Below are 22,381 nucleotides of genomic sequence, written 5' to 3' on the forward strand. Positions count from 1 at the left end.
AGGCAGCGCGAGAGCGCCGTCAGGAGGACAGCCAGGAGCGGAGCTTCGCGTACACCTCGGGTCGGCTCAGGAGGTCGAGGTGCTTCGTCCCGTGGGCGATCCACCGGTGCGCCTCCGGGAACCCGAGCGTCAGCTCCGGTCTCTCGTGCACGCCGAGCGCGCTGTCGACGGGGACGAGTCCGTCGGTCGGGCGCTTCCTCGCGGCGCCCTGCACGGCCGCGCTCCCGGCGATCGCGTAGCACCGCGCGCCCTGCGGCAGCGGGAGCGGGACGCGGTCGTCGCGACCGTGCGCGAAGCGGTCGCGGCCTTCCCAGTGCGCGTCGAGGACGTTGCCGTGGCGCATGTCGGTGACGCCGGCGCTCCGGAGCTTGCCGAGCCGCGCGAGCGGCGCGCTGTACCGGCTGACGCCGAGCAACAGATCGATCCAGTGGCCGCCGCGCTCGAGCGGTGCGCCGTGATGAGGCGTGCCGAGGCAGACGAGCGCGCGCAGCTTTCGTCGCCACGCGTGGCCCTCCGCCTCGCCGAAGTGGCACGCGCTCCGCGCCACGAGCCCGCCCATGCTGTGCGCCAGGAGGACGAGGTCGTCGACCGGCGTGGGCCAGGCCGCGACGAGCTGCTCGAGCAGCCCGGCGAAGGCGCGCCCATTCACCGACACGTGCAGGCCGGAGTTGTAGTGGAGGTAGATCGGCGTGAACCCGAGATCGCGGGCGAGCGCCGCGCCGTGATCGTGCCCGCGCCGGGTCCACTGGCGATCGTTCACGCACGAGCCGTGCACGAGGACGAGGAGCTTGCCGGTCGCCCGCGGGAACGCGAGCCGCAGCGCGTCGGGGTGGAGCTCCAGCGGGCGGCCGTCGCTGCGGAGCCGCATCTCGATCGCGAGCGGGTTCCCGCTCGCCGCCAGGTAGTCGCCGAGGACACCGTTCAGGGCGGCCACCACCGCTTCACGTCCGAGCCCCGGCGGGCGCTCGCCGAGCAGCGGCGCGGCGAGGGGTTCGAGCCGGGCGAGGGCCGCGTCGATCCCGTCGCCGACGAGCCGTGTCACCCCGCGCACGCTCCCGTAGACCGGGCGGGTGAGGAGCTGGACGGGGCGCTCGAGCGGGCGGCCGAGGACGGCCGGGCCGGCGCCGATTCCGAGGTGCATCGCCTCGACGACGTCCGCGATGCGGTTCGTCGCCTCGATCACGAGACGACTCGCGCCCCGCAGGTCGAGGATCGGGCTGCGCGGTGCCTTCGGGGATCGTTCGCGCGGCGGCATCGCAAAGACGATAACGCCAGACCGAGAGGCTGCGTGGAGCGGCCCTACGAAGGCCCCCCACGAAGCGGCGGATGCCTCAGCGGGCGGGGCGCCGCCGTCCCGCGGCTTCGGCCCGGGTGCCGCGCCAGCGCGTCGGGGTCTCGCCCGTCCAGCGCCTGAACGCGCGGGCGAAGGCGCTCTGCTCGGCGAAGCCGAGGAGCCAGCTCACCTCCGCCATCGAGACGTCGCGCGCCTCGAGGTAGACCCGGGCGCGCTCGCGCCTCACCTCGTCGACCACGGCCGCGAAGCTCGTCCCCTCGGCGCCGAGCCTCCGCTGCAGGGTCCGGGACGAAGTGCCCAGCGAGCGCGCCACGCGGGAGAGCGACGGCTCCTTCCCGGGCAGGTCGGCGGCGATGGCGTCCCGCGCCCGGGCCGCTGCGCTCTCCGGTGGCGACGCGCGGGCGAGGAGGGCGCGCGCGTGCTCGTCCAGGGCGGCGAACAGCGTACGGTCGCCCGTGCGCGTCGGCGCGTCCCAAGCCGCTCGCGGCAGCGAGAGCGCCGGGGCGGCGGCGCCGAAAGCGGGCTCGGCGCCGAAGACGCGCGCGTGCTCGCGCGTGTCCGGCGGGCGCGGGAACGCAAGGCGCACCGCCACGACCGCACCGGGCGCCACGTGGCGAACGCGCGAGGCCAGGATCGCGAGCGTGTATTCCTGCGCCTGCGGCGGCAGCGCCACGCGGGTGCCGCGGAAGACGAGCGCGACCGCGTCCTCCTCCTCGTCGACGGCGAGCGAGGCGCGCGGATCCACGAGCGGGAAGTACGCGGCGACGCGGCGAAGCCCCTCGCCCACCGTCGCGCCGCTCGCCCCAAGGTAGTCGAGGACGCGGAAGGCGCCGAACGGCGTCTGCTCGGCGGCGTGGAGCGACAGGGCCGGGTCCGCGGCTGCGCCGTACGCCTCCCGCCAGACGGCGTCCGCGCGCGCGGCGGGGATCCGCGCGTCCGGGTCGTCGAGGAGCGCGCGGCCCACCCCGGCGCGCGCGAGGAGGGCGTCGGTATCGAGCCCGAGCCGCGCGCATGCCTCCACGAGCGCGCGGGTCGCGACAGGGAGGACGGTGACGCTCACGGCGCCGAGCCTAGCACCGCGCCTGGCGCGCACGGCCGAACGGTTGGCGCCCTCGGTCGAGACGGTCGGCGCCCCTCGCGCGTAGGTTCCGCCCATGAAGCCGCGGCAACCGCCGCGAGAAAGGAGAAACCCCGTGACCAGCCTCGCCGCCTCCGGCCCCATCGCCATCGCGTCGCCTGCCGAGCGCGATGGCGACTCGCTCGCCGACCGCGTCCCCGCCTGGGCGCTGTCCCTCGCGGGCATCGTCCTCGTCTTCCTCGCCGGAAATCGCGGGGGGACGGCGCTCCTCGCCTGGGTCGCTCCGGTCCCGCTCGCTCTCGCCGCAGTGCGCCTCCGCGGCTGGCGCCGCCGACTCGTGCTCCTCGCGGTATGCGCCGCGGCCCTCTCGCTGCAATCGCTGAAGATGGTGACGCCTCCCGTCGCCGCGCCGTTCGCGCTCCTCTTCGGCGTGCCGCTCGGCGCCCTCGTCTGGCTCACCCTCGTCCTCTGGGACGCGATCCGCCGGCATGCCGGGGCGGCGTGGTCGATCCTCGCGTTCGCCGCGCTGACCGCCCTCGGGGACGTCATCGGCTTCGCGCTGTCGCCCGCGGGCCACTGGGCGGCCTTCGCGGCGAGCCAGTCCGACAACCTGCCGCTCCTTCAGCTCGCCTCACTCGGCGGCCTCGGTTTCGTCGGTTTCGTCATGGCCCTGCCCGCCGGCGCCGCCGCGGCGCTCCTCGCCTCTTCCGCGCCGGACCGACCCTGGCGGACCTCCATCGCCGCCGCCACGATCGTCGTCGCGGCGCATGTCTGGGGATCGCTGCGCCTCGATGCCGCGGACGCAGGGCCGACGGTGCGCGTCGCCGCAGTCACGGTCGACTTCCCCGAGCCGCTCACGAGCATGGAGGACCTTCGCGGGAACGTGGACGTGCTCTTCGCCCGCTCCGAGCTCGCCGCCCGCCGCGGCGCCGAGCTCGTCGTCTGGAACGAGGTCGCGACGCTCGTGGAACCGAGCCAGGAGGCGGCGCTCCTCGCGCGCGGCGCCGACTTCGCCCGCAGGGAAGGCGTCGACCTGGTCCTCGCCTACGGCGTCGTCGTGTCGAGCGCGCCGTTCGTCATCGACAACGCCTACGTGTGGCTCGGCACGAAGGGCGAGACCCTCGAGCGGTACCGCAAGCATGTCCTCCCACCCGGCGAGCCGTCGCTGCGCGGCGAGGAGCCGCTGCGCGTCCTGGATCGTTCGTGGGGCCGGGCCGCCGGCGCGATCTGCTACGACTATGACTTCCCGGCGCTCGCGCGCGCCCACGCCCGCGGAGGCGCCGGCGTGATCGCCCTGCCGTCCTCGGATTGGCGCGGCATCGACCCGCAGCACACGCTCATGGCGCGCGTGCGCGCCATCGAGGGCGGGATGTCGGTGGTCCGCGCCGTACGCGCGGCCACGTCGATGGCCTTCGACCCGTACGGCCGCGTGCGCGCGAGTCTGTCGGCCTGGGAGCGGAACGAGCGCGTCATGCTCGCGACGGTTCCCACTGCGCAGGTCAGGACCGTTTACGCGTCGCTCGGGGATGCGCCGGTGGTGTTCGCGGCGCTCGCGCTCCTGGGCGGAGCGGCGGCGGCGGGCGTGCGCCGCCGACTCGACCGTCACGCAACCCGATCGAGCTAGAGGTCAATGGTGACGGCAGCGGGTATCCGACGGCTTCTCGATTGGCGCGCTTAACTCGGCACGAGGTCGCGGCGAGCCGGCGGACGCAGGGCCCAAGACCCGCCGACGAGGCCGAGCTGGATGATCGGGTAGACGAGAGCGACGGCGCCATCGCCGACGGCCAGGTGGGAGACGACTGCTCCCGTGTAGTTGAAGACCGCGCCGGCGTATGCCCACTCCTTGAGCCGGGGAAAGCGCGGGACGAGCAGCGCCACCGCGCCGAGAACCTTCCAGACTCCGAGGATGACCAGGAAATAGGCCGGGTAGCCCAGGTGCTCGATGACGCCGCGGACGTACGGTATTCGCAGGATGTCCCACACTCCTGCCAACGCCAGCTCCGTGGCGACGAGCAGGGTGGTGACCCAATACGCGATGGCGCGCCTTCGCGAGGCGGCACGCCTGTCGAGGTCCGGCATGACTCCTCCGACGTCAGGCGGATGAACGCTTCGCTCGGCGCCCGCGCCGCCCTGGGCGCAATGGGAGCATTGGGCGTGCCGGTCCACCTCCTCGCACCAGGCGTGGATGACGGGCTGGCCTACCGGCGTCGGGGGTCGGGAACGTCGCCTTTCCGACAGGGACGTAAAGAATCCCTACGCGCCGAGAACGTGGATCACACGCTCGCCAACACGGTCGCCGATGGCGTTCTCAGAGCGCTCGGCGCCGCTCGCCCGCGAGCGTGGTGAGCCGCCGCCGGACGAAGCCGATGTGCTCCCGCAGCACGTAGAACTGGTCGGCGAAGGCGACGGGGAGCTTGAGCGCGTCGGCACGGCGCTCGATCGCGTCGAGCCGGTCGAGGAGCCCGGCCTGGTGCTCGGCCGCGTGGTCCAGCACGTCGCGCTCGAGCTCCAGGAGCGATCCGTAGATCCGGTACAGGCGGGCTCGCACGCGCCAGGCGTAGACCTGGGGCACGAGCCGGAACACCGGGACGAGGAGGAGCACGAGCGGCACCAGCACCATCAGGAACCGATCGGCGAGGCTCGCCGCCCAGAACGGCAGCATGCGGTAGAGCCAGCGCTTGCCGGACTCGTAGTAGCGCCGGGCGTCGGCGCTGAGCGGGAGATCGTGCTCGCGGGCCACCGGGAACTCGCCCGCTCTCTGCAGCAGGAACGGACGGCCGTGGACCTCGCGCATCGTCTCGATCAGCAGGTCCGAGATGGCCGGGTGCAGGTCGGCGCGCGCGACCAGCTCCACCGACGACGCGACCAGATCGAGGTCCGTGGCGGGCATGTTGTGGGCGAGATCGTAGGCGCCCATCGGGATGACGACGCGATCGAGGTCCTGGAACTTCCTCAGGTACGCCTCGACCTGCGAGAGCTGCAGCACGTGCACGCCCGGACGCTCGATGATGCTGCGGATCACCCGCGGCGACGCCGAGTCGCCCATGAGGAAGGCGGCGTCGACGTAGCCCTGCTCGAGCGCGTCTCCGACGAGGTCGTCGTCGAGGTCGAGCATCGTGGTGGGCCCTCCGGGCTCGATGCCGTTGGCCTTGAGCAGCGCGAGCGCGAGCACCCGGGTGCCGCTGCCCTCCGGCCCGATGACGAGCCGCTTCCCGGCGAGCGCCGAGAGCCGGTCGGGCGGCGCCGCGCCGTGCACGAGGATGTAGAGCGGCTGGCGCGAGATGGTGCCGAGCGAGGCGAGCTCGCGTCGCCGCTCTCCGGGCTGCGGGTCGGGCAGCTTCACCCCCACCTGGACGAAGCCCACGTCCACGCCGGCGTCCGGATCGGCGAGCCGCCTGAGGTTCTCGAGCGAGCCGTTCGACGGCCTGACCTTCAGGGTGACGCCGTTCGCGGCGAACGCCTTCCCGTAGCGCTCTGCCGCGCGCTGGAAGCTCGAGCCGTCGGGCCCGGTCGAGATGGTGATCGTGGACGGCGCCGCCGGGCGGACGAAGTGCAGCACCGCCCAGATCGCCGCCGAGAGCGCCAGCGCGACCGGCACCACGGTGACGAACAGGTCGCGCGAGGAGACGCGCAGGAAGCGGGTCCAGCGGTGAGGCTTCTCGATCTTGTCCATGGCGGCTCTCGCGCGTTTTCTCATACTTCACCTTCGACCGGCGGTCGGACGCGCTCGCGTCGGGGCTCGCGTGCGTACTCCCGCGTCATCCCGATCTCGGACCCCGCTTCGTCGATGAGACGAGATCTCGAGCGGCAGCGGCTCGGGCATCGCCACCCCCGAGAGCGTAGATCAGATCTCTCGGATCAAGGCAGTGGGACACCGCCATGAGACAGGCCGCAGCGAACGCGCCCAACCCTGTGGGAGCCGTCCGCGAACGCGTTCCGGACGTCCGACGCGGGCCGGCCGGCGCGGAGGAGCGCGGCCATCGCCCGCATCGGCCCGTTCACGTGCCGGAAGAACGTCCGGTAGCCTGCGCAGAGATAGTTGAGGCCGGGCTCCCCGTCCGGAGTCTCGATGAACCGGTCCTTGGGGCAGCCGCCGTGGCAGGCGATCCGGACGTCGCATCGGCGGCAATGTTTCGGCAGCGTGTCGCGCTTGTCCGTCCCGAACCTGCGCTGCCGATCCGATGCCACGAGCTCCGCGAGCCGCGTCTCCAGCACGTTCCCCAGACGGTGCGCGTCGTCGACGAAGTGATCGCACGAGTAGACGTCGCCACGGTGCTCGAGCACGACGGCGTCGCCGCACGTCTCCGCGAACACGCAGAGCGAGGAGCGGCCCAGGTACCAGGACTCGAGCGCCACGTCGAACGCCTGCACGTACACGTCCCCGACGTCCTCGCGGATCCACTCGTCGAAGATCTCGACCAGGAACTGGCCGTAGTCCTCGGCGCGTACGGAGCGCGTGGTCACCGCGCCCGCGCCCCTCGTCTCGTCCCGCTCGACGATGGGGATGAGCTGGATGAACGGTGACGCCTCCTCCTTGAGGAAGCGATAGACGTCGAGCGGGTACGGCGCGTTCGCGGCGTGCACCGCGGCGAGCGCGTTGAGACGGACCCCGTGCGAGCTCAGGAGCCTCACGCCGCGCATCACGCGATCGAAGGTCGGACGACCGCTCTTGTCCACGCGGAAGGCGTCGTGCAGGGCGCGCGGCCCGTCGACGGAGACCCCTACGAGGAAGTCGTGCTCGGCGAGGAACGCGCACCACTCTTCGTCGAGCAGCGTGGCGTTCGTCTGCAGCACGTGCTCGACCGTGGTGCCGGCGCGCCGGTACTGCTGCTCGACCGCGATCGACCGCCGGAAGAAGTCGAGACCCAGCAGCGTCGGCTCGCCGCCCTGCCACGCGATCGTGACGGCGCCGCCCCGCCCCGCCTCGAGCCGCTGCCGCACGAACGCCTCGAGGACCTCGTCGGACATTCGAGACGTCGAGCCCGAATGGAGCCGCTCCTTCTCGAGGTAGAAGCAGTACTTGCAGTCGAGGTTGCAGATCGCGCCCGCCGGCTTGGCGAGGACGTGGAACGCCGCTGTCGGAGGCGCCGCCATCAGTCGAACCGGACCTGCTCCTCGAGCCGCTCGGCCGCGGTCAGCTCCACCGCCTCACCGAGATCGAGCTGGACGCGCTGGATGATCCCCGTGAACCGGAACGGGAGGCGATCGCGGTACCCGCCCCACACCGGCGAGAGCGAATCCTGGCCCACGTCGAAGCACTCCCCGAACCTGCCGGTCACCTGCTTCTCGACCCGCCCCTCGCCGACGACGCGGCCGTCACAGAGGAGCCGCACCGTCGCGCCGCCGCCGCGCTCGCGCGGATCGTCGCACCGGAACTCCAGGCGCAGCTCGACACGGCCGGCGGGGAGCGGTGCGTCGGAGACGACGTCGTACCGATCGTAGTCGAAGCGGTTGTAGTGGTAGCGGAGCCGGCCGCCGTCCACGAACAGCGTCCACCCGGAGCAGTCGCCGCCCATGCAGGCGATGACGCCCTCCGCGCCGCCCTCCGGGACCTCGGCCGTGACCGTGAGGACGTGATCCACGTTCGACGTCCGCGGCGCGCTCCCCTCCGGCAGCCGCACGAGGCCCGGGTCGAGCACGAGCCGGGTCCGCCCGGCGAAGAACCCCGGGCGCAGGGATGGATCGGCCCGCTCCACGAACCGGTCGTCGAGCGGCAGCACCCCGTGCTTCCCGGCCTCGGCGAGGAACAGGTCCCGGAGCTCGCGCAGCTTCTCCGGATGGCGCGCCGCGAGGTCCTCGGCCTGGCTGAAGTCGTCGCGCAGGTCGTAAAGCTCCCAGCGGTCCTCGGCGAAGTCGGCGCTGCCGCTCGTCTCCCACGGAAGCCGCCCGTGGCGGCAGGCCGCGAACCAGCCGTCGCGATAGATGCCGCGATTGCCGAGCATCTCGAAGTACTGCGTGTGCTTGCGGGTGGGCGCGTCCGCGTTCAGCCGGTCGAACGTGTACGCCATGCTGACGCCTTCGATCGGCTTCTGCGTCACGCCGTTGAGCATCGTCGGCTCGGCGATCCCTGCCACCTCGAGGAGGGTCGGCACCACGTCCACGACGTGGTGGAACTGGAACCGCTTCGCGCCGCGGTCCGCGATCCACGCTGGCCAGGTCACGATGAGGCCGTTGCGCGTCCCGCCGAAGTGCGAGGCGACCTGCTTCACCCACTGGAACGGCGTGTCGCCTGCCCAGGCCCAGCCCACGGCGTAGTGCGGCCAGGTCCCCGGGAGCCCGATCTCGTCGATCCGCGCGAGGGTCTGATCGAGCGGCGGCTCGACGCCGCTCATCGACGCCGTCTCGTTGATCGTGCCGTGGAGGCTCCCCTCCGCGCTCGAGCCGTTGTCGCCGAGGATGTAGAGGAAGAGCGTGTTCTCGAGCTCGCCGAGCTCCTCGAGCGTCTCGACGAGGCGACCGACCTCGAAGTCGGTGTGCTCCTGGAAATCGGCGAAGTTTTCCATCTGGCGCGCGAAGAGCCGCTGCTCCTCCGGACCGAAGGAATCCCAGGCCGGCAGCTCCGCGGGGCGCAGCGTCAGCCGCGTGCCGGGGGGAACGACGCCGAGCTCGAGCTGGCGCGCGAGGACGAGCTCGCGGTAGCGGTCCCAGCCCATGTCGAACCGCCCCGCGTTGCGGCCGCGCCACGCGAGCGGCGGCTGGTGCGGGCCGTGGACGGCGCCGGGCGCGAAGTGCACGAACAGCGGCCGGGCCGGCGCGATCGTCTTCTGGCGACGCATCCACGCGATGCAGTCGTCCGCGAGGTCCGTGGTGAGGTGATACCCCTCCTCCGGCGTCCTCGGCGGCGCGACGGGCGTGGTGTCGCGATACAGCGCCGGGTAGAACTGATCCGTCTCCCCGCCGAGGAACCCGTAGAAGTAGTCGAAGCCGCGCCGGCTCGGCCAGTGGTCGAACGGCCCGGCCGCGCTCGTGTGCCCGTCGGGCACGTTGTGGTTCTTGCCCCACCAGCCCGTCGACCAGCCGTTCTGGGACAGGATCTCGGAGATCATCGCGCAGCTCCGCGGGATCATCCCCGAGTAGCCCGGATAGCCGGTCGCCATCTCCGCCACGACGCCCGTCGCGGCAGAGTGGTGGTTGCGGCCGGTCAGCAGGGCCGCGCGCGTCGGTGCGCACAGCGCCGTCGTGTGGAACGCGCAGTACTGCAGCCCTTCGCGGGCGAGCCGCTCCGCCGTCGGCATGCGGCACAGCCCCCCGTACGCGCTCGACACCGCCCAGCCGGCGTCGTCCAGCAGCACGATCACCACGTTCGCCGCGTGCGGCGGCGCCTGCGCGGGCGCCGGATAGTCGGGGCGCGAGTCCTCGTGCGTGAGGCCGATCTCCGCGCCCGCGAAGCGGTGCTCCGGCTTCGGGTAGACCTCGCGCTCGACGTGCCGCGGGAAACCCTCCTTCTCGCGCGCCATGCTCCCCCCTCCCCGCCGGCTCCCGCCGTGCCGAGAAGATAGGCTGGAGCGAGCCGCCATGCGGAAGACGACGCTGCCCAGGGACACGCTCGCCGGCCTGGTGAACGCGGTGGTGAGCGTGCCCGACGGGCTCGCCTCCGCAGCGCTCGCGGGCGTGAACCCCGTGTACGGCCTATACACCAGCGTCGCCGCGCCGCTCGCCGGGAGCGCGCTCGTGAGCGCCCAGCTCATGCAGATCGCCACGACGAGCGCCGCCGCGCTCGTTGCCCGCCAGGCGGTCGCCGCCCAACCCGCAGAGCGGCGTCCGGAGGCGATCTTCCTCCTTGCGGTCGTCGCAGGGCTCTTCCTCGTGGTGTTCGGCCTCCTGCGAATGGGCCGTCTCTCCCGCTTCGTCTCTCACGCGGTGATGACCGGGTTCCTGGGCGGCGTCTCGGTCGTGCTCGTCCTGGATCAGCTCGCGCCGCTCGTGGGGTTCGCGGCTCGGGGGCGCAATCCCGTGGCCGAGCTCGCGAACCTCCTCGCGAACGTCGGCCGGTTCGACCCTCGCACCATCGTGGCCGGCGTGCTGGCGCTCGGCCTCGCGTCGGGGCTCCGCCGCACGCGGCTCGCGACGTGGTCGTCCCTCGTCGCGCTCCTCGTGCCGACGGTGCTCGTCCTCCTCGCGGGGTGGGAGGGCGTGCAGCAGGTCTCGGACGTCAGCCCCATCCCTCGCGGGTTCCCGCTCCCCGCGCTCCCGCATCTCGATCTCCTGTCGCCCGAGCTGCTCGCCTCGGGGTTCGCGCTCGCGGTCGTCATCGCGGTCCAGGGTGTCGGCGTCAGCCAGACGGTCGAGAACCCCGATGGCCGGCCCGTCAATCCGTCGCGGGACCTGATCGCGCAGGGTGCCGCCAACGTGGCGAGCGGGCTGCTCTCCGGGATCCCCGCGGGTGCCTCGGTCGGGCAGACCGCGCTCAACGTCGCCATGCGCGCTCGGAGCCGGTGGGCCGGGATCCTGTCGGGCGCGTGGATGCTCGTCATCGTGCTGCTCGTGCCCGGGCTGGTCGGCCTCGTCCCCATGGCCGTCCTGGCAGCCCTGATGATCATCGCGGGCCTCGGCGCGCTCGACCTGCGGGAGGCGCGCTCGATCTGGGCGACGGGCGGAGCGGCGCGCTGGGCGATCGCCGTGACCTTCGCCGCGACGCTCGTGCTGTCGGTGCCGGTCGCGGTCGGGGTCGGCGTCGTCCTGTCGATCATGATGCACCTCGCGTCGGCGAGCGACGTCACCGTGAGGGCGCTCGTGCGGCTCCCCGACGGCCGATTCGCGGAGGAGAAGCCGCCGCCGCGCCTCCCCAGCGAGGCGGTCACCGTCCTGCACACGCAGGGCAGTCTCTTCTTCGCCGGCGCGCGCCGGCTCGAGGAGTCGCTTCCGAGCCCCGTGGGCGCCGTCCGGCCAGTGGTGGTGCTCCGGCTCCGCGGGCGGACGCGCGTCGGCGCGACGCTCATCGAGGTGCTCGATTCGTACGCCGACGAGCTCGAGGCGGTCGGCGGTCGACTCTACCTGAGCGGCGTGGAAGGCGCGGTCCGCGATCAGCTCCGGCGCACCGGGAAGCTCGATCTCGAGCGCGTGGTGCGCGTCGTTCCGGCGACGACGATCCTCGGCGAGTCGACGGCGCAGGCCCTCGCGTCGGCGAGCGCATGGCTCGGGCGCCCCCGCGCCACGCGGCCGCGCGCGGGCAGCGCGTGAGCGGTGTCCTACGTGGTCCGCCGGCGCGGGATCCAGGTCCCCGCCTGTCCGCGGGCGCGTCTGCGCAGCACCTTGGCGACCGGGAACAGCACGCCGAGCGCCACGAGCGACGAGATCACCACCATTACCAGCGTCCGCGGATCGTGGAAGCTCCCCGAGGCGACCACCGTCGCGGCCGCGATGTTGCGCTGCGCGGTTGCCAGGCCGAGCACCCCGCGGCTCTCGTCGCTCGGGCCGCCGAACCCGTAGCCGACGACGAACGCGAACGCGACGACCAGGAGCGCCGCGAGGATCGCGCCCGTCCCGAAGACGTCGAGGATCGCGCGCAGGTTCAGCATCACGACCGTCGCGACCATCACGATGAGCGCGAGGGTGGACAGCTTCCCGAGCGCCGGTCGGACGCGCGCCGCCCAGCGCGGCGATCTCGCCCCGACGAGGAAGCCGACGGCCATCGGCAGGACCATCGTCACGACCAGCGGCCGCGCGATGGCGCCGGCGCCGACGTCGGCGGCGTCCGGCACCGCGATCGGCACCGTGATCGTCATGAAGACGACGGTGGCCGGGATGAGGAGCAGGAGCAGCGTCGCGCTCAGCCCGACGTCGTGTTCGGCGTGCTCCGTGAGCTTGACGAGGAACGGCGCCCCCGCGGCCACGCCGATGAGGATGAGCCCGACCTCGAGGGAGCGGTCGAGCGACAGGTGTCTGGCCACCACGACGGCGATCACCGGGACGAAGACGAAGTTCGGGACGAGCACGCGGAGGACGAGCCGCAGGTCGCGGAGCGGAGCGACGACCTCGCGCAGCGAGTGGCCGAGGCCGAGCGACAGCATGCTCGCGACCGCGAAGACGGCGACGCTGGCGCCCGAGAGGGCGGAGACGAGCTCGGTCATGCGCCAAGGAGGTGCGCACCGGCGCGGCGGGGGACAAGGCAGATCGAGGCAGTGGGACGCCCGGCCATCAGACCCGCGCGTCGCCCGCAAGCCCAGGGGCGCAGAGCGCGCCCCGGGCTCCCGCTCACCATACCGAGACGACGAACGCGGCGGCGGTGGCGAGCCAGCCCAGGAGGAGGATCGGGCCGAGCGGATAGACGTGCGGGATCTCCAGGCAGAGATCGCGGCGGGCGCAGGTGAGCCGCCGCCTGCCGAGGAGCTGGCACCGGAGGCACTGGAGCGCGCCCGGGCTCCACTCCCGAGCCGTGCCGAGCGCCGGCCGCGTTCGAGCGAACGTCCCGGCTCCGCCGGGCACCCCCGTCGGAGCCACGCCGGCTCCGTCGACCGTGGGACCCGCGGTGCTCGCCAGGAGCTCCACCCACGGCGTGCAACCGTCCACCCCCGTCGGGGGGCACATCCCGTCCGCCTCACCCCAGCTGCCCCGATCCACCAGCACCCGTGTCGCCATGGTCGCATCCTCCTCGGTACGACGTGAGGATGCTCGGCGACTGGTCGTTGAAAAAGGACCGGATCCGACATTATCGATGTGCCAGTGCGCACCTGGTCTCTCGCCCTCGCGGTCGACCGCGCCGACCCCGCGCCGGTGGTGCGCCAGGTCGCGCGCGGGATCGCCTCGCACGTCGCCGCGGGGCGGCTCCGCCCCGGCGAGCGACTCCCCGGCTCGCGCGAGCTCGCGCGCATCCTCGGCGTGCACCGCAACACGGTGGTGGCCGCCTACGCCGAGCTGCTCGCGGAGGGATGGGTGCAGTCGTCCGGCGGCCGCGGAACCTTCGTCTCGCCCGAGATCCCGGCCGCGCTCAGGCGGCGGGCCGGCGGCTCGGGAGCTGGACATCGGAATCCCGGCTTCGCGCTCGGGCCGGCGCCCTCGCCGCGGAGCGCGATCGCGGCGCAGCCCGGCGTGCTCAGCCTCGTGAGCGGCATCCCGGATCTGCGGCTCGTGCCGGTGGACGCGATCGCGCGCGCCTACCGCCGGGCGCTGCGGCGCCCCGGGATCCTCGGCTACGGCGACCCTGCCGGCGAGGAGCGGCTCCGGACGGCGATCGGCCAGATGCTCCGCTCGACCCGCGGCCTCGAGCCGGATCCGGCCGGGCTCATGGTGACGCGCGGGAGCCAGCTCGCGCTCACCGTGACGGCGCGGGCGCTCTTCCGCCCCGGGGACGTCGTCGCGGTGGAGGCGCCCGGGTACGCCGCGGCGTGGGACGTCTTCCGGGCCGCGGGCGCGCACGTGGTGCCGCTCCCGGTGGACGAGGAGGGGCTCCGGGTGGACGCGCTCGAGGCGCTGACCCGGCACGGGAAGGTGCGCGCCGTCTACCTGACGCCGCACCACCAGTTCCCGACCACGGTGACGCTCCCCGCCGCGCGCCGTATCGCGCTCCTCCGCCTCGCGGCGGCGGAGCGCCTCGCCGTCCTCGAGGACGACTACGACAGCGAGTTCCACTACGACGGCGCGCCGGTGCTGCCGCTCGCCGCGAACGACCCGGCCGGCGTCGTCGTGCACGTCGGGACGCTGTCCAAGATCCTCGCGCCTGGCCTGCGCATCGGCTACGTGCACGCGGCGCCCGAGGTGATCCGGTGCCTCGCCGAGCATCGCCGCTACGTCGACCGCCAGGGCGACCGGGCGCTCGAGCTCGCCGTCGCCGAGCTGATCGAGGACGGGGAGCTGCAGCAGCACGTCTGGCGGATGCGCCGCCGCTACGCCGCGCGCCGCGACGCGCTCGCCGAGGCGCTGCGCGCGCGGCTCGCTGGCGCGCTCGAGTTCGCGGTGCCCGCCGGTGGCATGGCGCTGTGGTGCAGGACGGCGCCGGACCTCGACGCCGATCGCTGGGCCGAGGAGGGCCCGCGCGCGGGCGTGCTGCTCCACGCTGGGAGCGACTTCACGTTCGAGGGCGAGCCCTATCCCGCGCTGCAGCTCGGGTTCGCGCTGCTGGAGGAGCGAGAGCTCGGCGAGGCGGTGCGACGGATGGCGGTCGCGCTCGAGGCGGCGGGCGGGCCGGGGCATGCGGGGAGCGGCGGTCGCACGAAGGGGCGGCGGGCGTGACATGAAGGTCTGCCCGTCGATTCCGCTGGCGCGCCGCTCGTCCGGCGGGACGGCGCCGGGGCCGCGCTACGCGGCGGCAGTCGTCGCGAGCCGGATGCCGGCGCCGATCAGCACGATGCCCGCGACGAGCGACGGCCCGATGACCTCGCCGAGAGTGAGGGCAGAGAACAGGATGCCGAGGCTCGGAGCCGCCAGGAGCGCCGTGGACATCGTGCTCGCCCGAAGGTGACGACCCGTCTCCACGACCGCCCAGTAGCCGAAGGCGGTCGCGACCGGCCCGACATAGGCGAGCGACGCCGCGCCGCCCCAGCCGATGGGCGGCAGCGCGCCTTCACTCAATGCCGCGATGGGGAGGAGCAGGATGGCGGCGGCGAGCGCCTGCCATGGCGCGAGCGCGAGCGCGGTCGCGGTGAAGCGGTGCCGGCGGACGAAGACGATCGAGATCGCCCAGGCGGCGGCCGCTCCCATGAGCATGCCGTAGGCCAGGAGCTGGCGGCTCCCGGCGGGACGCAGCGAGGGAACGGCGATCGCGACGACCCCCAGCAGCCCCGCGCACACGCCGAACAGCCCCGAGCGCGACGGCCGCTCGTGAAGCCACCACGCGGACAGCGGCAGGACCCAGATCGGCGTCGAGAACGCCAGGACCGACGCGCGACCTGGGGGCAAGACCGTCAAGGCGAGCCCGGTCAGCGCCGAGTACGCGCCCATCTGGAGCACCGCGGAGACCGCGATGAGCGGCCAATCCGACCGCGGTGGAACGGCGAGCTCGCGGCGGAGCGCGACGAGGCCGAACAGGCAGGAAGCGGCGAGCACGTAGCGCAGGACCCCGAACCAGATCGGCGGCACGGTCGTGACGCCGATCTTGATCACGGGCCAGCTGATCGCCCAGGCGAGGACGAGCAGCGCGAGCAGCAGGTGAGGGCGAGCCATGCGCTTCGTGGCCATGCGTCCGGTTCTAGGGCCCTGCGATGCGCTAGCGCGCGGCGAGCCCTGCCGAGCCGGCGGGGAGCCCGCTCACGAGCTCGACCTGCTCGAGCGCGCCGTCGCTCTGGACCGCGTAACCCGAGATGGAGCCGTCGCGCCCGTTGCGCACGTAGAGGTACCCGCTCCCGCGGCTCATGGCCAGGTCGGCCGGGGCGTCGCCGGCCGAGGCCGCCACGCCGCTCGCATCGAGGAGCGCGAGCGTGCCGTCCGGAGCGATGGCGAAGGCGGAGATGTCGTCGGCGCCCGTGTTGGCGGAGTACGCGAAGCGCCCGTCGGCGGTGATCGCGATCCAGCAGGCGGCGATCTGGAAGTTCGGAGCGGACGCGGTGACCACGTCGAGGACATCGTCGCTCAGCCGGTAGGACGAGACGGTGCTCCCTCCCGCCTCGGAGACGACGAGCAGACCCCTCCGCGTGAACGCGAAGCCGAAGGGCGTCTGGCCGCTCGAGTCGACCACCCGCGGGCCGTCGAGGACGCCGCCCTCGCCGACCGCGTAGACGCTGAGGCGGTTCGTGTTCTTCTCGGTCACGACGAGAAAGTCGCCCCCCGGATCGAACGCGATCTCGGCGGGAGCGCTGTCGGCTGCGCTGAGCGGCCGGGTGGAGCTCGGGATGGGCTGGAGATCGCCGTCCTGGCCGATCCGGAGCCCCGTCACGCTGTTCGGCACGCCCGCGTTCACCACGAACACGAGCCCGTTCGACACGGTGACGCTGATGGGCATGTCGCCGCCCGACGGAGCGCGGTCGACGAGCCGGAGCGAACCGCTGTCGGAGACCGCGAAGATCGAGACGTCGTCGCTGCCGGCGTTGACCGCGAGGGCCCAGCGGCCGTCGCGCGAGAAGGTGAGCGCACCCTGCGAGCCGAGCGCGGCGCCGGTGCCGGTCCCGCCGGTCGAGAACGAGCCGGCGGGGGAGAGCGTGCCGTCGGGCGCGCGCGCGAACGTCACCACCGCGTTGCCGGCGGGATCGTTCGAGAGCGCGTAGACCGTGCCGGCCTCGCCGGCGGATGCGGTGCCGGGCGCTTCCCCGGCCGTGGAAAGAACGGCTGCGGCGGCTTCCGCCTCGCCGCCCGACGCGATGAGGGTGGAGACGACGAGGGCTGCGAAGAGGGAGCTTCGTGGGTGCATGGTACCGACCTCCAGTTCGGGGTTCGGCTGAGCAGTGTGTCCCCGGGGTGGGGCGTTACAGGACGCGCGGCGGGGGCGAGGGACGGGCCGAGCGAGCCGCCCACCCGACGACGTGGGTGCGAGACGATGACACGCTGACGCAGGAGGAGAGGCCACGAGTGCACGATCTGGAGCCGCTCCGTGCGGGGACCCCCGATGCGCTCCGGGCGTGTAACCCCGATGCGCTACGCTTCGTCGTGTCCTTCGCTGCCGCACAGACCCGTGCGCAGCTCGCGAGACCTCCGGAAGCGATTCTCTCCTGCGAGCAGCTGCGCAAGGTCTATCGAATGGGCGAGGTCGACGTCCGCGCGCTCGACGGCGTGGACTTCCGGCTGCACGAGCGCGAGCTCCTCGTGCTGCTCGGCCCCTCCGGCAGCGGCAAGTCCACGCTGCTCAACATCCTCGGTGGCCTCGACGTCCCCACCTCCGGGCGCGTCTTCTTCGCCGGAGAGGACATGACCGCCGCCGACGAGGAGGCGCTGACGCAGTACCGGCGGCGCCACGTCGGGTTCGTCTTCCAGTTCTACAACCTGGTCCCGAGCCTCACCGCGCGCGAGAACGTGGCGCTCGTGACCGAGATCGCCGAGGACCCCCTCGAGCCGGAGGAGGCGCTGGCGCTCGTCGGGCTGGGCAACCGCCTCGACCATTTCCCGGCGCAGCTCTCGGGGGGCGAGCAGCAGCGCGTGGCGATCGCGCGGGCCGTGTCCAAGCGGCCGTCGGTCCTGCTCTGCGACGAGCCCACCGGCGCGCTCGACTTCCGCACCGGCATCCTGGTCCTGGAGGTGATCGAGCAGGTCAACCGCGAGCTGGGGACGGCCACCGCGCTCATCACCCACAACGCACCCATCGCCGACCTCGCCGACCGCGTGGTGACGCTCGGAGACGGACGCGTGCAGAGCGAGCGCAGCTCCGGCCGTGTCGCCCGGGCGCGCGACCTGCGCTGGTGACGCGATGCTGATCTCGGCGCTCAACCGCAAGCTGCTCCGCGAGGTCGGCCGCCTGAGGGGACAGGTCCTCACGATCGCGCTCGTGCTCGCGGGGGGCATCACCAGCTTCATCGGGCTCCGCGGCACCTACGCCGCGCTCCTGCGCGCGCGCGACTCCTACTACGATCGGGAGCGGTTCGCGCACGTGTTCGTGCTGCTCGAGCGGGCGCCCGAGTCCATCGCCCGGCGCATCGAGGTCCTGCCGGGCGTCGCCTCGGTCCAGACGCGCATCTCCAAGGAGGTGTTGCTGCCGATCGAGGGGAGGTCGCGGCCGGCGTCGGGCCGGCTGCTCTCGCTGCCCGCCGCGGGCGAACCCGCCACGAACGCCATCCACCTGCGCAGCGGGCGCCTCCCCGAGCGCGACCGCGACGACGAGGTGGTGGTGCTCGAGGCGTTCGCGACGGCGCACGGGCTCGAGCCGGGTCACCACGTCCCCGCCGTGATCAATGGCAAGCTGCGCAAGCTCCGGGTGGTCGGCGTGGCGCTCTCGCCAGAGTTCATCTACGCGCTCAAGCCTGGCTCGATCGCGGAGGACGCGGCCGGCTACGCCATCCTGTGGATGAACCGAGCGCCGCTCGCGGCCGCCTACGAGCTGGAGGGCGCGTTCAACGAGGCGAGCCTGCTCCTGCAGCCGGGCGCCTCCGAGCCTGCCGTGTGCGCCGCGCTGGATCGGCTGCTCCTGCCGTACGGCGGCGACGGGGCGATCGGCCGCAAGGACCAGCAGTCGAACAAGATCCTCACCGGCGAGCTCGCGCAGCTGGAGGCGCTGGCGGGCATGGTGCCGATGATCTTCCTCGGGGTCGCCGCCTTCCTGGTGAACATGGTGCTCGGGCGGCTCGTCACGCTGCAACGCCCGGAGATCGCGACGCTCAAGGCCATCGGGTACGGCAACCACGCCCTGCGCGCTCACTACGCGGGCCTGGTCGCGGTGGTGCTCGTGCCCGGCACCCTGCTCGGCCTCGCCGGCGGCTGGTGGATGGGGGACGCCGTGCTGGGCCTCTACACGAGCGTGTTCCGGTTCCCCGAAGCGGCCTTCCAACCGAGCTTCTCGCTCGTCGCCACGGGCATCCTGATGAGCGGCGTCGCGGCGCTCGCCGGCGCGCTCGCCGCGGTCCGCGCGGCGGTGCGGCTTCCGCCCGCGGAGGCGATGCGGCCGCCCTCTCCCGCCATCTATCGCAAGAGCCTCGTGGAGCGCCTCAGGCTCTCTGCGCTCGTCGGGCCGGCGGGCATGATGATCGTGCGCGAGGTCGAGCGCCGCCCGCTGCGCACGCTCCTCTCGTCCCTCGGCATCGCCGGCGCGCTCGCGCTCGTCGTGCTGGGCCGCTTCGGCATCGACTCCCTCGACAGCTACCTCGAGGCGACGCTGCGGCGCGAGCAGCGCCAGGACCTGGCGGTCTCCTTCGATCGGCCCGTCTCGCCGAGGGCGCTGCGGGAGCTCGCCGCGATGCCGGGAGTGCGCCAGGTGGAGGGTGTCCGCGCCATGCCGGTGCGGATCCGTCACCTCCATCGCACGCGCGACACCGTCCTCATCGGGCTGCCGGCCGGCGCGACGCTGCGCCGCCTCGTCGAGCGGGGCGGCCGGGAGGTCGCGCTGCCGCCGGAGGGCATCCTCGTCACGAGCAAGCTCGGCGAGGTGCTGGGGCTGCGCGCCGGCGACCGGGCCGAGGTGGAGATCCGCGAAGGCGCCCGGCCGGTGGTCCGACCCGTCATCGCGGGGTTCGTGGACGAGTCGGTGGGCCTGCAGCTCTACGCGCGCGAGGAGCTCGTCGCGCGGCTGGAGGGGGATCTCGGGGCGCTCGGCTCGGCCCTGCTCACGGTCGATCCGCTCGAGGCTGCTGCGCTGCAGGAGCGGCTCCGCCGGGTGCCCCGGGTCATCGACGTCTCCGAGGTGCGCGAAGACACCCGCCGCCTGCGCGACATGAACGCCTCGATGATGAACGTCTGGACCACCGTCGCCATCGTGCTCGCGGCCACGGTCATCTTCGGGGTCGTCTACAACAACGCGCGCATCGCCCTCGCGACGCGGGCCCGCGATCTCGCCAGCCTGCGCGTGCTGGGGTTCTCCCGGCACGAGATCTCCTGGATCCTCATCGGCAGCATGGCGATCGAGATGGCCATCGCCATCCCCATCGGCCTCTATCTGGGCCTCGCGTGGGGGCGGCTCTTCATGCGGTCCGTCGACCAGGAGCAGTTCCGCTGGGAGGTGTACGTCGCGCCCAGCACGTACCTCATGGCGGCGGCCGTCGGGCTCCTCGCGGCCGCGGCGAGCGCGCTGTGGGTGCGCCGCAACGTCGATCGGCTGGATCTGATCGGCGTCCTCAAGACGCGGGAGTGAGCATGGGCGCCATCGGCGAGCAGAGCACGCAGCCCACCCAGCCGCTCCCGGCCGACGAGCCGCCGGGCGCGCCGCCCGCGCCAGCGCCGCCGGGGCTACGCGGCACGTCCGGGGACGAGGCACGACACGCCCGCGAGCATCGACGGAAGCTCATGCGCGGGGCCCGGCAAGGGCTTCTCCTCGTCCTCGTCCTCGCTGCCGCCCTCGCCACGGTGCGGGCGCTGCGGCCGAGCCCCGTGCCGGTGGACGTCGCCACCGCGGCGCGCGGCAGCCTCGTGGTGGCGATCGAGGAGACCGGCATCGCCCGGGTCAAGGACCGGTACGTCGTCTCCGCGCCCGTCACGGGCACCGTCTCGCGCCAGCTCCTCGAGCCCGGAGACATGGTCGGCGAGCGGGACGTGGTGGCGGAGATCGCGGCGGTCCCCTCGCCCCTGCTCGACGCGCGGACGCGCTCCGAGGCGCAGGCGAGGCTGAGCGCCGCCGTGTCGGCGCTCGGGCAGGCGCAGGCGCAGGAGGGACGCGCGAGGGCGGCGGAGGGGCTCGCCCGGGAGGATCTCGTTCGCGCCCGGTCCCTGGCGGCGGGGGGATCGCTGCCGAGCCAGGGCCTCGACCGCGCCGAGTTCGAGGCGCGGATGCGCACGCAGGAGCTCTCCTCGGCGGTGTTCGCGGTGAAGGTCGCGGCCGAGCAGGTGCGCGTCGCGCGCGCGTCGCTGGGCGGGGAGGGCGCCTGGCGCGAGCGGCACGTGGACGTGCTCGCCCCCGCCTCCGGCCGCGTGCTGCGGGTGCTGCAGGAGAGCGAGGGCGTCGTGCAGGCCGGCACGCCGCTGCTCGAGGTCGGCGATCCGGGAGCGCTCGAGCTCGTCGTCGATCTGCTGACCACCGACGCCGTCCGCGTCCAGCCCGGGACGCTCGTGACGATCCTGGGATGGGGTGGCGACCGCGCGCTCGCGGCCCGTGTGCGCAGGGTCGAGCCGTCCGCGTTCACCAAGCTCTCGGCGCTCGGGGTGGAGGAGCAGCGGGTCAACGTCATCGCCGTCTTCACCGATCCGCGAGAAGCCTGGAGCGCGCTGGGCGACGGGTTCCGCGTCGAGGCGCGGTTCGTGCTGTGGCGAGGCGACGACGTGCTGAAGGTCCCGCAGGGCGCCGCGTTCCGCCAGGGCGATGGGTGGGCGGTGTTCCGCGTGGACGGCGGCAAGGCGCGGTTGACGTCGGTGCAGATCGGACACCGCGGCGAGACGGAGGTCGAGGTGCTCGGCGGCGTCGACGCCGGCGCGGTGGTGGCGGTGCATCCCGGCGATCGGGTGAAGGACGGCGGCAGGGTGGAGGTGCGCCGGTAGAGGCGAGAGCGCACCGGACCTACACCCCCCTCCAAGTACCTGTTGCCGCGAGGCACACGCGCAGCACGCGTGCCGCCCTCCAAGTGCGCGATCTTGCTCGGTTGGGGCCGCTGGCTCGAAAGCTGCTGAGCGTGCGCGGAGAGAATACGCCCCGGTGGCAGCTCGTCGGATCTCAGGAGGACAGAATGCGCTACCTGCTCGTTGCATCGTCGCTGCTGCTCGGATCGCTGACCTCGGCCACCTCGGCCCAGGCTCAGGTCTCCGTTGGCGTCGGCATCGCGATCCCCAGCATCCAGATCGGCATCAACGTACCGGCCTATCCGGAGCTCGTCCCGGTGCCGGGGTATCCCGTCTATTACGCCCCTCGAGCGAGCTCGAACTACTTCTTCTATGACGGCGCCTACTGGGCGTTCCAGGGCGACGAGTGGTACGTGAGCAGCTGGTACGACGGGCCGTGGTACGTGGTGGAGCCCGCGCACGTCCCGCTCTACGTGCTGCGCGTACCGGTGCGCTACTACCGGCAGCCTCCGCCGTACTTCCGCGGGTGGCGCGCCGACGCGCCGCCACGCTGGGGCCACCGCTTCGGCCACGACTGGGAACGGGGTCACCGCGGGTGGGATCGATGGGACCGCCGCGCCGCCCCGCGCCCCGCGCCGCTGCCCGTCTACCAGCGGGGCTACGTGGGCGACCGCTATCCCCGCGCGCCCGAGATGCAGCACTCGATTCGCTCCGAGCAGTATCGCTACCGGCCGCGTGAGGAAGTCACGCGGACGCGCTTCGAGCCGTACGGCCGGGACCGGGGGCCCGAGCGGGCGCAGCCGTATCCGCAGCCGTCTGATCACCAGCGCTGGTCGGCTCCTCCGCCGCAGAACGATGATCGCGGGGACTTCCGTGGACGGCACGACGACGATCGTCGGGACGACCGTGGGCGCCACGACCACGGCCGGCGGCACGAGGACGAGGGGCGCGGGCGCGGTCACAGGGACTGACGCGCAACTGGAGTGAGCTTCACGCGGCGGGGAGCCCGGGGCACG

General features: G+C 73.2%; 17 protein-coding genes. 7 read left to right on the top strand and 10 right to left on the bottom strand.

Features of this window, described 5'->3' with window-relative positions; translation table 11 throughout:
* Positions 1–19 precede the first annotated feature (19 nt).
* Both MNZ29_RS00220 and MNZ29_RS00225 read right to left on the bottom strand, forming a co-directional pair.
* Positions 20–1,183, bottom strand: a complete 1,164-nt coding sequence (locus MNZ29_RS00220) for a triacylglycerol lipase (protein ID WP_242352065.1) — start codon at positions 1,181–1,183, stop codon at positions 20–22.
* Between the two features lie 148 nt (positions 1,184–1,331).
* Positions 1,332–2,354, bottom strand: a complete 1,023-nt coding sequence (locus MNZ29_RS00225) for an AraC family transcriptional regulator (protein WP_242352066.1) — start codon at positions 2,352–2,354, stop codon at positions 1,332–1,334.
* A gap of 133 nt (positions 2,355–2,487) precedes the next feature.
* Here MNZ29_RS00225 and MNZ29_RS00230 point away from each other — a divergent pair, with 133 nt between their 5' ends.
* Positions 2,488–3,996, top strand: coding sequence for a nitrilase-related carbon-nitrogen hydrolase (locus MNZ29_RS00230; protein WP_242352067.1), 1,509 nt, complete (start codon positions 2,488–2,490; stop codon positions 3,994–3,996).
* Positions 3,997–4,046: 50 nt separating this feature from the next.
* On the opposite strand, the gene MNZ29_RS00235 is transcribed toward MNZ29_RS00230, so the two are convergent.
* From MNZ29_RS00235 to MNZ29_RS00250, 4 genes are all read right to left on the bottom strand, one after another.
* Positions 4,047–4,451, bottom strand: coding sequence for a DoxX family protein (locus MNZ29_RS00235; RefSeq protein ID WP_242352068.1), 405 nt, complete (start codon positions 4,449–4,451; stop codon positions 4,047–4,049).
* A 229-nt stretch (positions 4,452–4,680) separates the two neighbouring features.
* Positions 4,681–6,045 carry a TAXI family TRAP transporter solute-binding subunit gene (locus MNZ29_RS00240; protein ID WP_242352069.1) on the bottom strand — a complete coding sequence of 455 codons (1,365 nt, stop codon included), beginning with the start codon at positions 6,043–6,045 and terminating at the stop codon, positions 4,681–4,683.
* Between the two features lie 185 nt (positions 6,046–6,230).
* A complete protein-coding gene (locus MNZ29_RS00245) occupies positions 6,231–7,466 on the bottom strand; it encodes an anaerobic sulfatase maturase (protein WP_242352070.1) in 1,236 nt (411 codons plus the stop codon).
* Positions 7,466–9,829 carry an arylsulfatase gene (locus MNZ29_RS00250; protein ID WP_242352071.1) on the bottom strand — a complete coding sequence of 788 codons (2,364 nt, stop codon included), beginning with the start codon at positions 9,827–9,829 and terminating at the stop codon, positions 7,466–7,468. Before MNZ29_RS00250 ends, MNZ29_RS00245 begins: the two co-directional genes overlap by 1 nt.
* 58 nt (positions 9,830–9,887) lie before the next feature.
* On the opposite strand from MNZ29_RS00250, the gene MNZ29_RS00255 reads away from it, so the two are divergent.
* Positions 9,888–11,552, top strand: coding sequence for a SulP family inorganic anion transporter (locus MNZ29_RS00255; protein WP_242352072.1), 1,665 nt, complete (start codon positions 9,888–9,890; stop codon positions 11,550–11,552).
* 8 nt (positions 11,553–11,560) lie between these two features.
* On the opposite strand, the gene MNZ29_RS00260 is transcribed toward MNZ29_RS00255, so the two are convergent.
* The gene (locus MNZ29_RS00260; RefSeq protein WP_242352073.1) at positions 11,561–12,442 is read right to left on the bottom strand and encodes a bile acid:sodium symporter family protein; all 882 of its coding nucleotides are present in this window, start codon (positions 12,440–12,442) and stop codon (positions 11,561–11,563) included.
* Positions 12,443–12,566: 124 nt separating this feature from the next.
* A complete protein-coding gene (locus MNZ29_RS00265; RefSeq protein ID WP_242352074.1) occupies positions 12,567–12,950 on the bottom strand; it encodes a hypothetical protein in 384 nt (127 codons plus the stop codon).
* Positions 12,951–13,034: 84 nt separating this feature from the next.
* Between MNZ29_RS00265 and MNZ29_RS00270 the strand changes: the two genes are divergently transcribed.
* Positions 13,035–14,540 (top strand): PLP-dependent aminotransferase family protein, encoded by a 1,506-nt coding sequence (locus MNZ29_RS00270; protein WP_242352075.1) that lies wholly within the window; start codon positions 13,035–13,037, stop codon positions 14,538–14,540.
* A 66-nt stretch (positions 14,541–14,606) separates the two neighbouring features.
* On the opposite strand, the gene MNZ29_RS00275 is transcribed toward MNZ29_RS00270, so the two are convergent.
* Both MNZ29_RS00275 and MNZ29_RS00280 read right to left on the bottom strand, forming a co-directional pair.
* A complete protein-coding gene (locus MNZ29_RS00275) occupies positions 14,607–15,485 on the bottom strand; it encodes a DMT family transporter (RefSeq protein WP_242352076.1) in 879 nt (292 codons plus the stop codon).
* Between the two features lie 28 nt (positions 15,486–15,513).
* Positions 15,514–16,650 (bottom strand): beta-propeller fold lactonase family protein, encoded by a 1,137-nt coding sequence (locus MNZ29_RS00280; RefSeq protein ID WP_242352077.1) that lies wholly within the window; start codon positions 16,648–16,650, stop codon positions 15,514–15,516.
* A 326-nt stretch (positions 16,651–16,976) separates the two neighbouring features.
* Between MNZ29_RS00280 and MNZ29_RS00285 the strand changes: the two genes are divergently transcribed.
* The 4 genes from MNZ29_RS00285 (at position 16,977) to MNZ29_RS00300 (ending at position 22,336) form a co-directional block, all read left to right on the top strand.
* Positions 16,977–17,636 (top strand): ABC transporter ATP-binding protein, encoded by a 660-nt coding sequence (locus MNZ29_RS00285; protein ID WP_242352078.1) that lies wholly within the window; start codon positions 16,977–16,979, stop codon positions 17,634–17,636.
* A 4-nt stretch (positions 17,637–17,640) separates the two neighbouring features.
* Complete coding sequence (locus MNZ29_RS00290; protein ID WP_242352079.1) at positions 17,641–20,010, top strand: ABC transporter permease; 2,370 nt, start codon at positions 17,641–17,643, stop codon at positions 20,008–20,010.
* A 2-nt stretch (positions 20,011–20,012) separates the two neighbouring features.
* Complete coding sequence (locus MNZ29_RS00295) at positions 20,013–21,347, top strand: efflux RND transporter periplasmic adaptor subunit (RefSeq protein ID WP_242352080.1); 1,335 nt, start codon at positions 20,013–20,015, stop codon at positions 21,345–21,347.
* Between the two features lie 185 nt (positions 21,348–21,532).
* Positions 21,533–22,336, top strand: coding sequence for a hypothetical protein (locus MNZ29_RS00300; RefSeq protein WP_242352081.1), 804 nt, complete (start codon positions 21,533–21,535; stop codon positions 22,334–22,336).
* The last annotated feature ends 45 nt before the right edge of the window (positions 22,337–22,381 follow it).

The sequence above is a fragment of the Anaeromyxobacter sp. SG64 genome (genome assembly GCF_022690745.1).
Taxonomy (GTDB): Bacteria; Myxococcota; Myxococcia; order Myxococcales; family Anaeromyxobacteraceae; genus Anaeromyxobacter; species Anaeromyxobacter soli.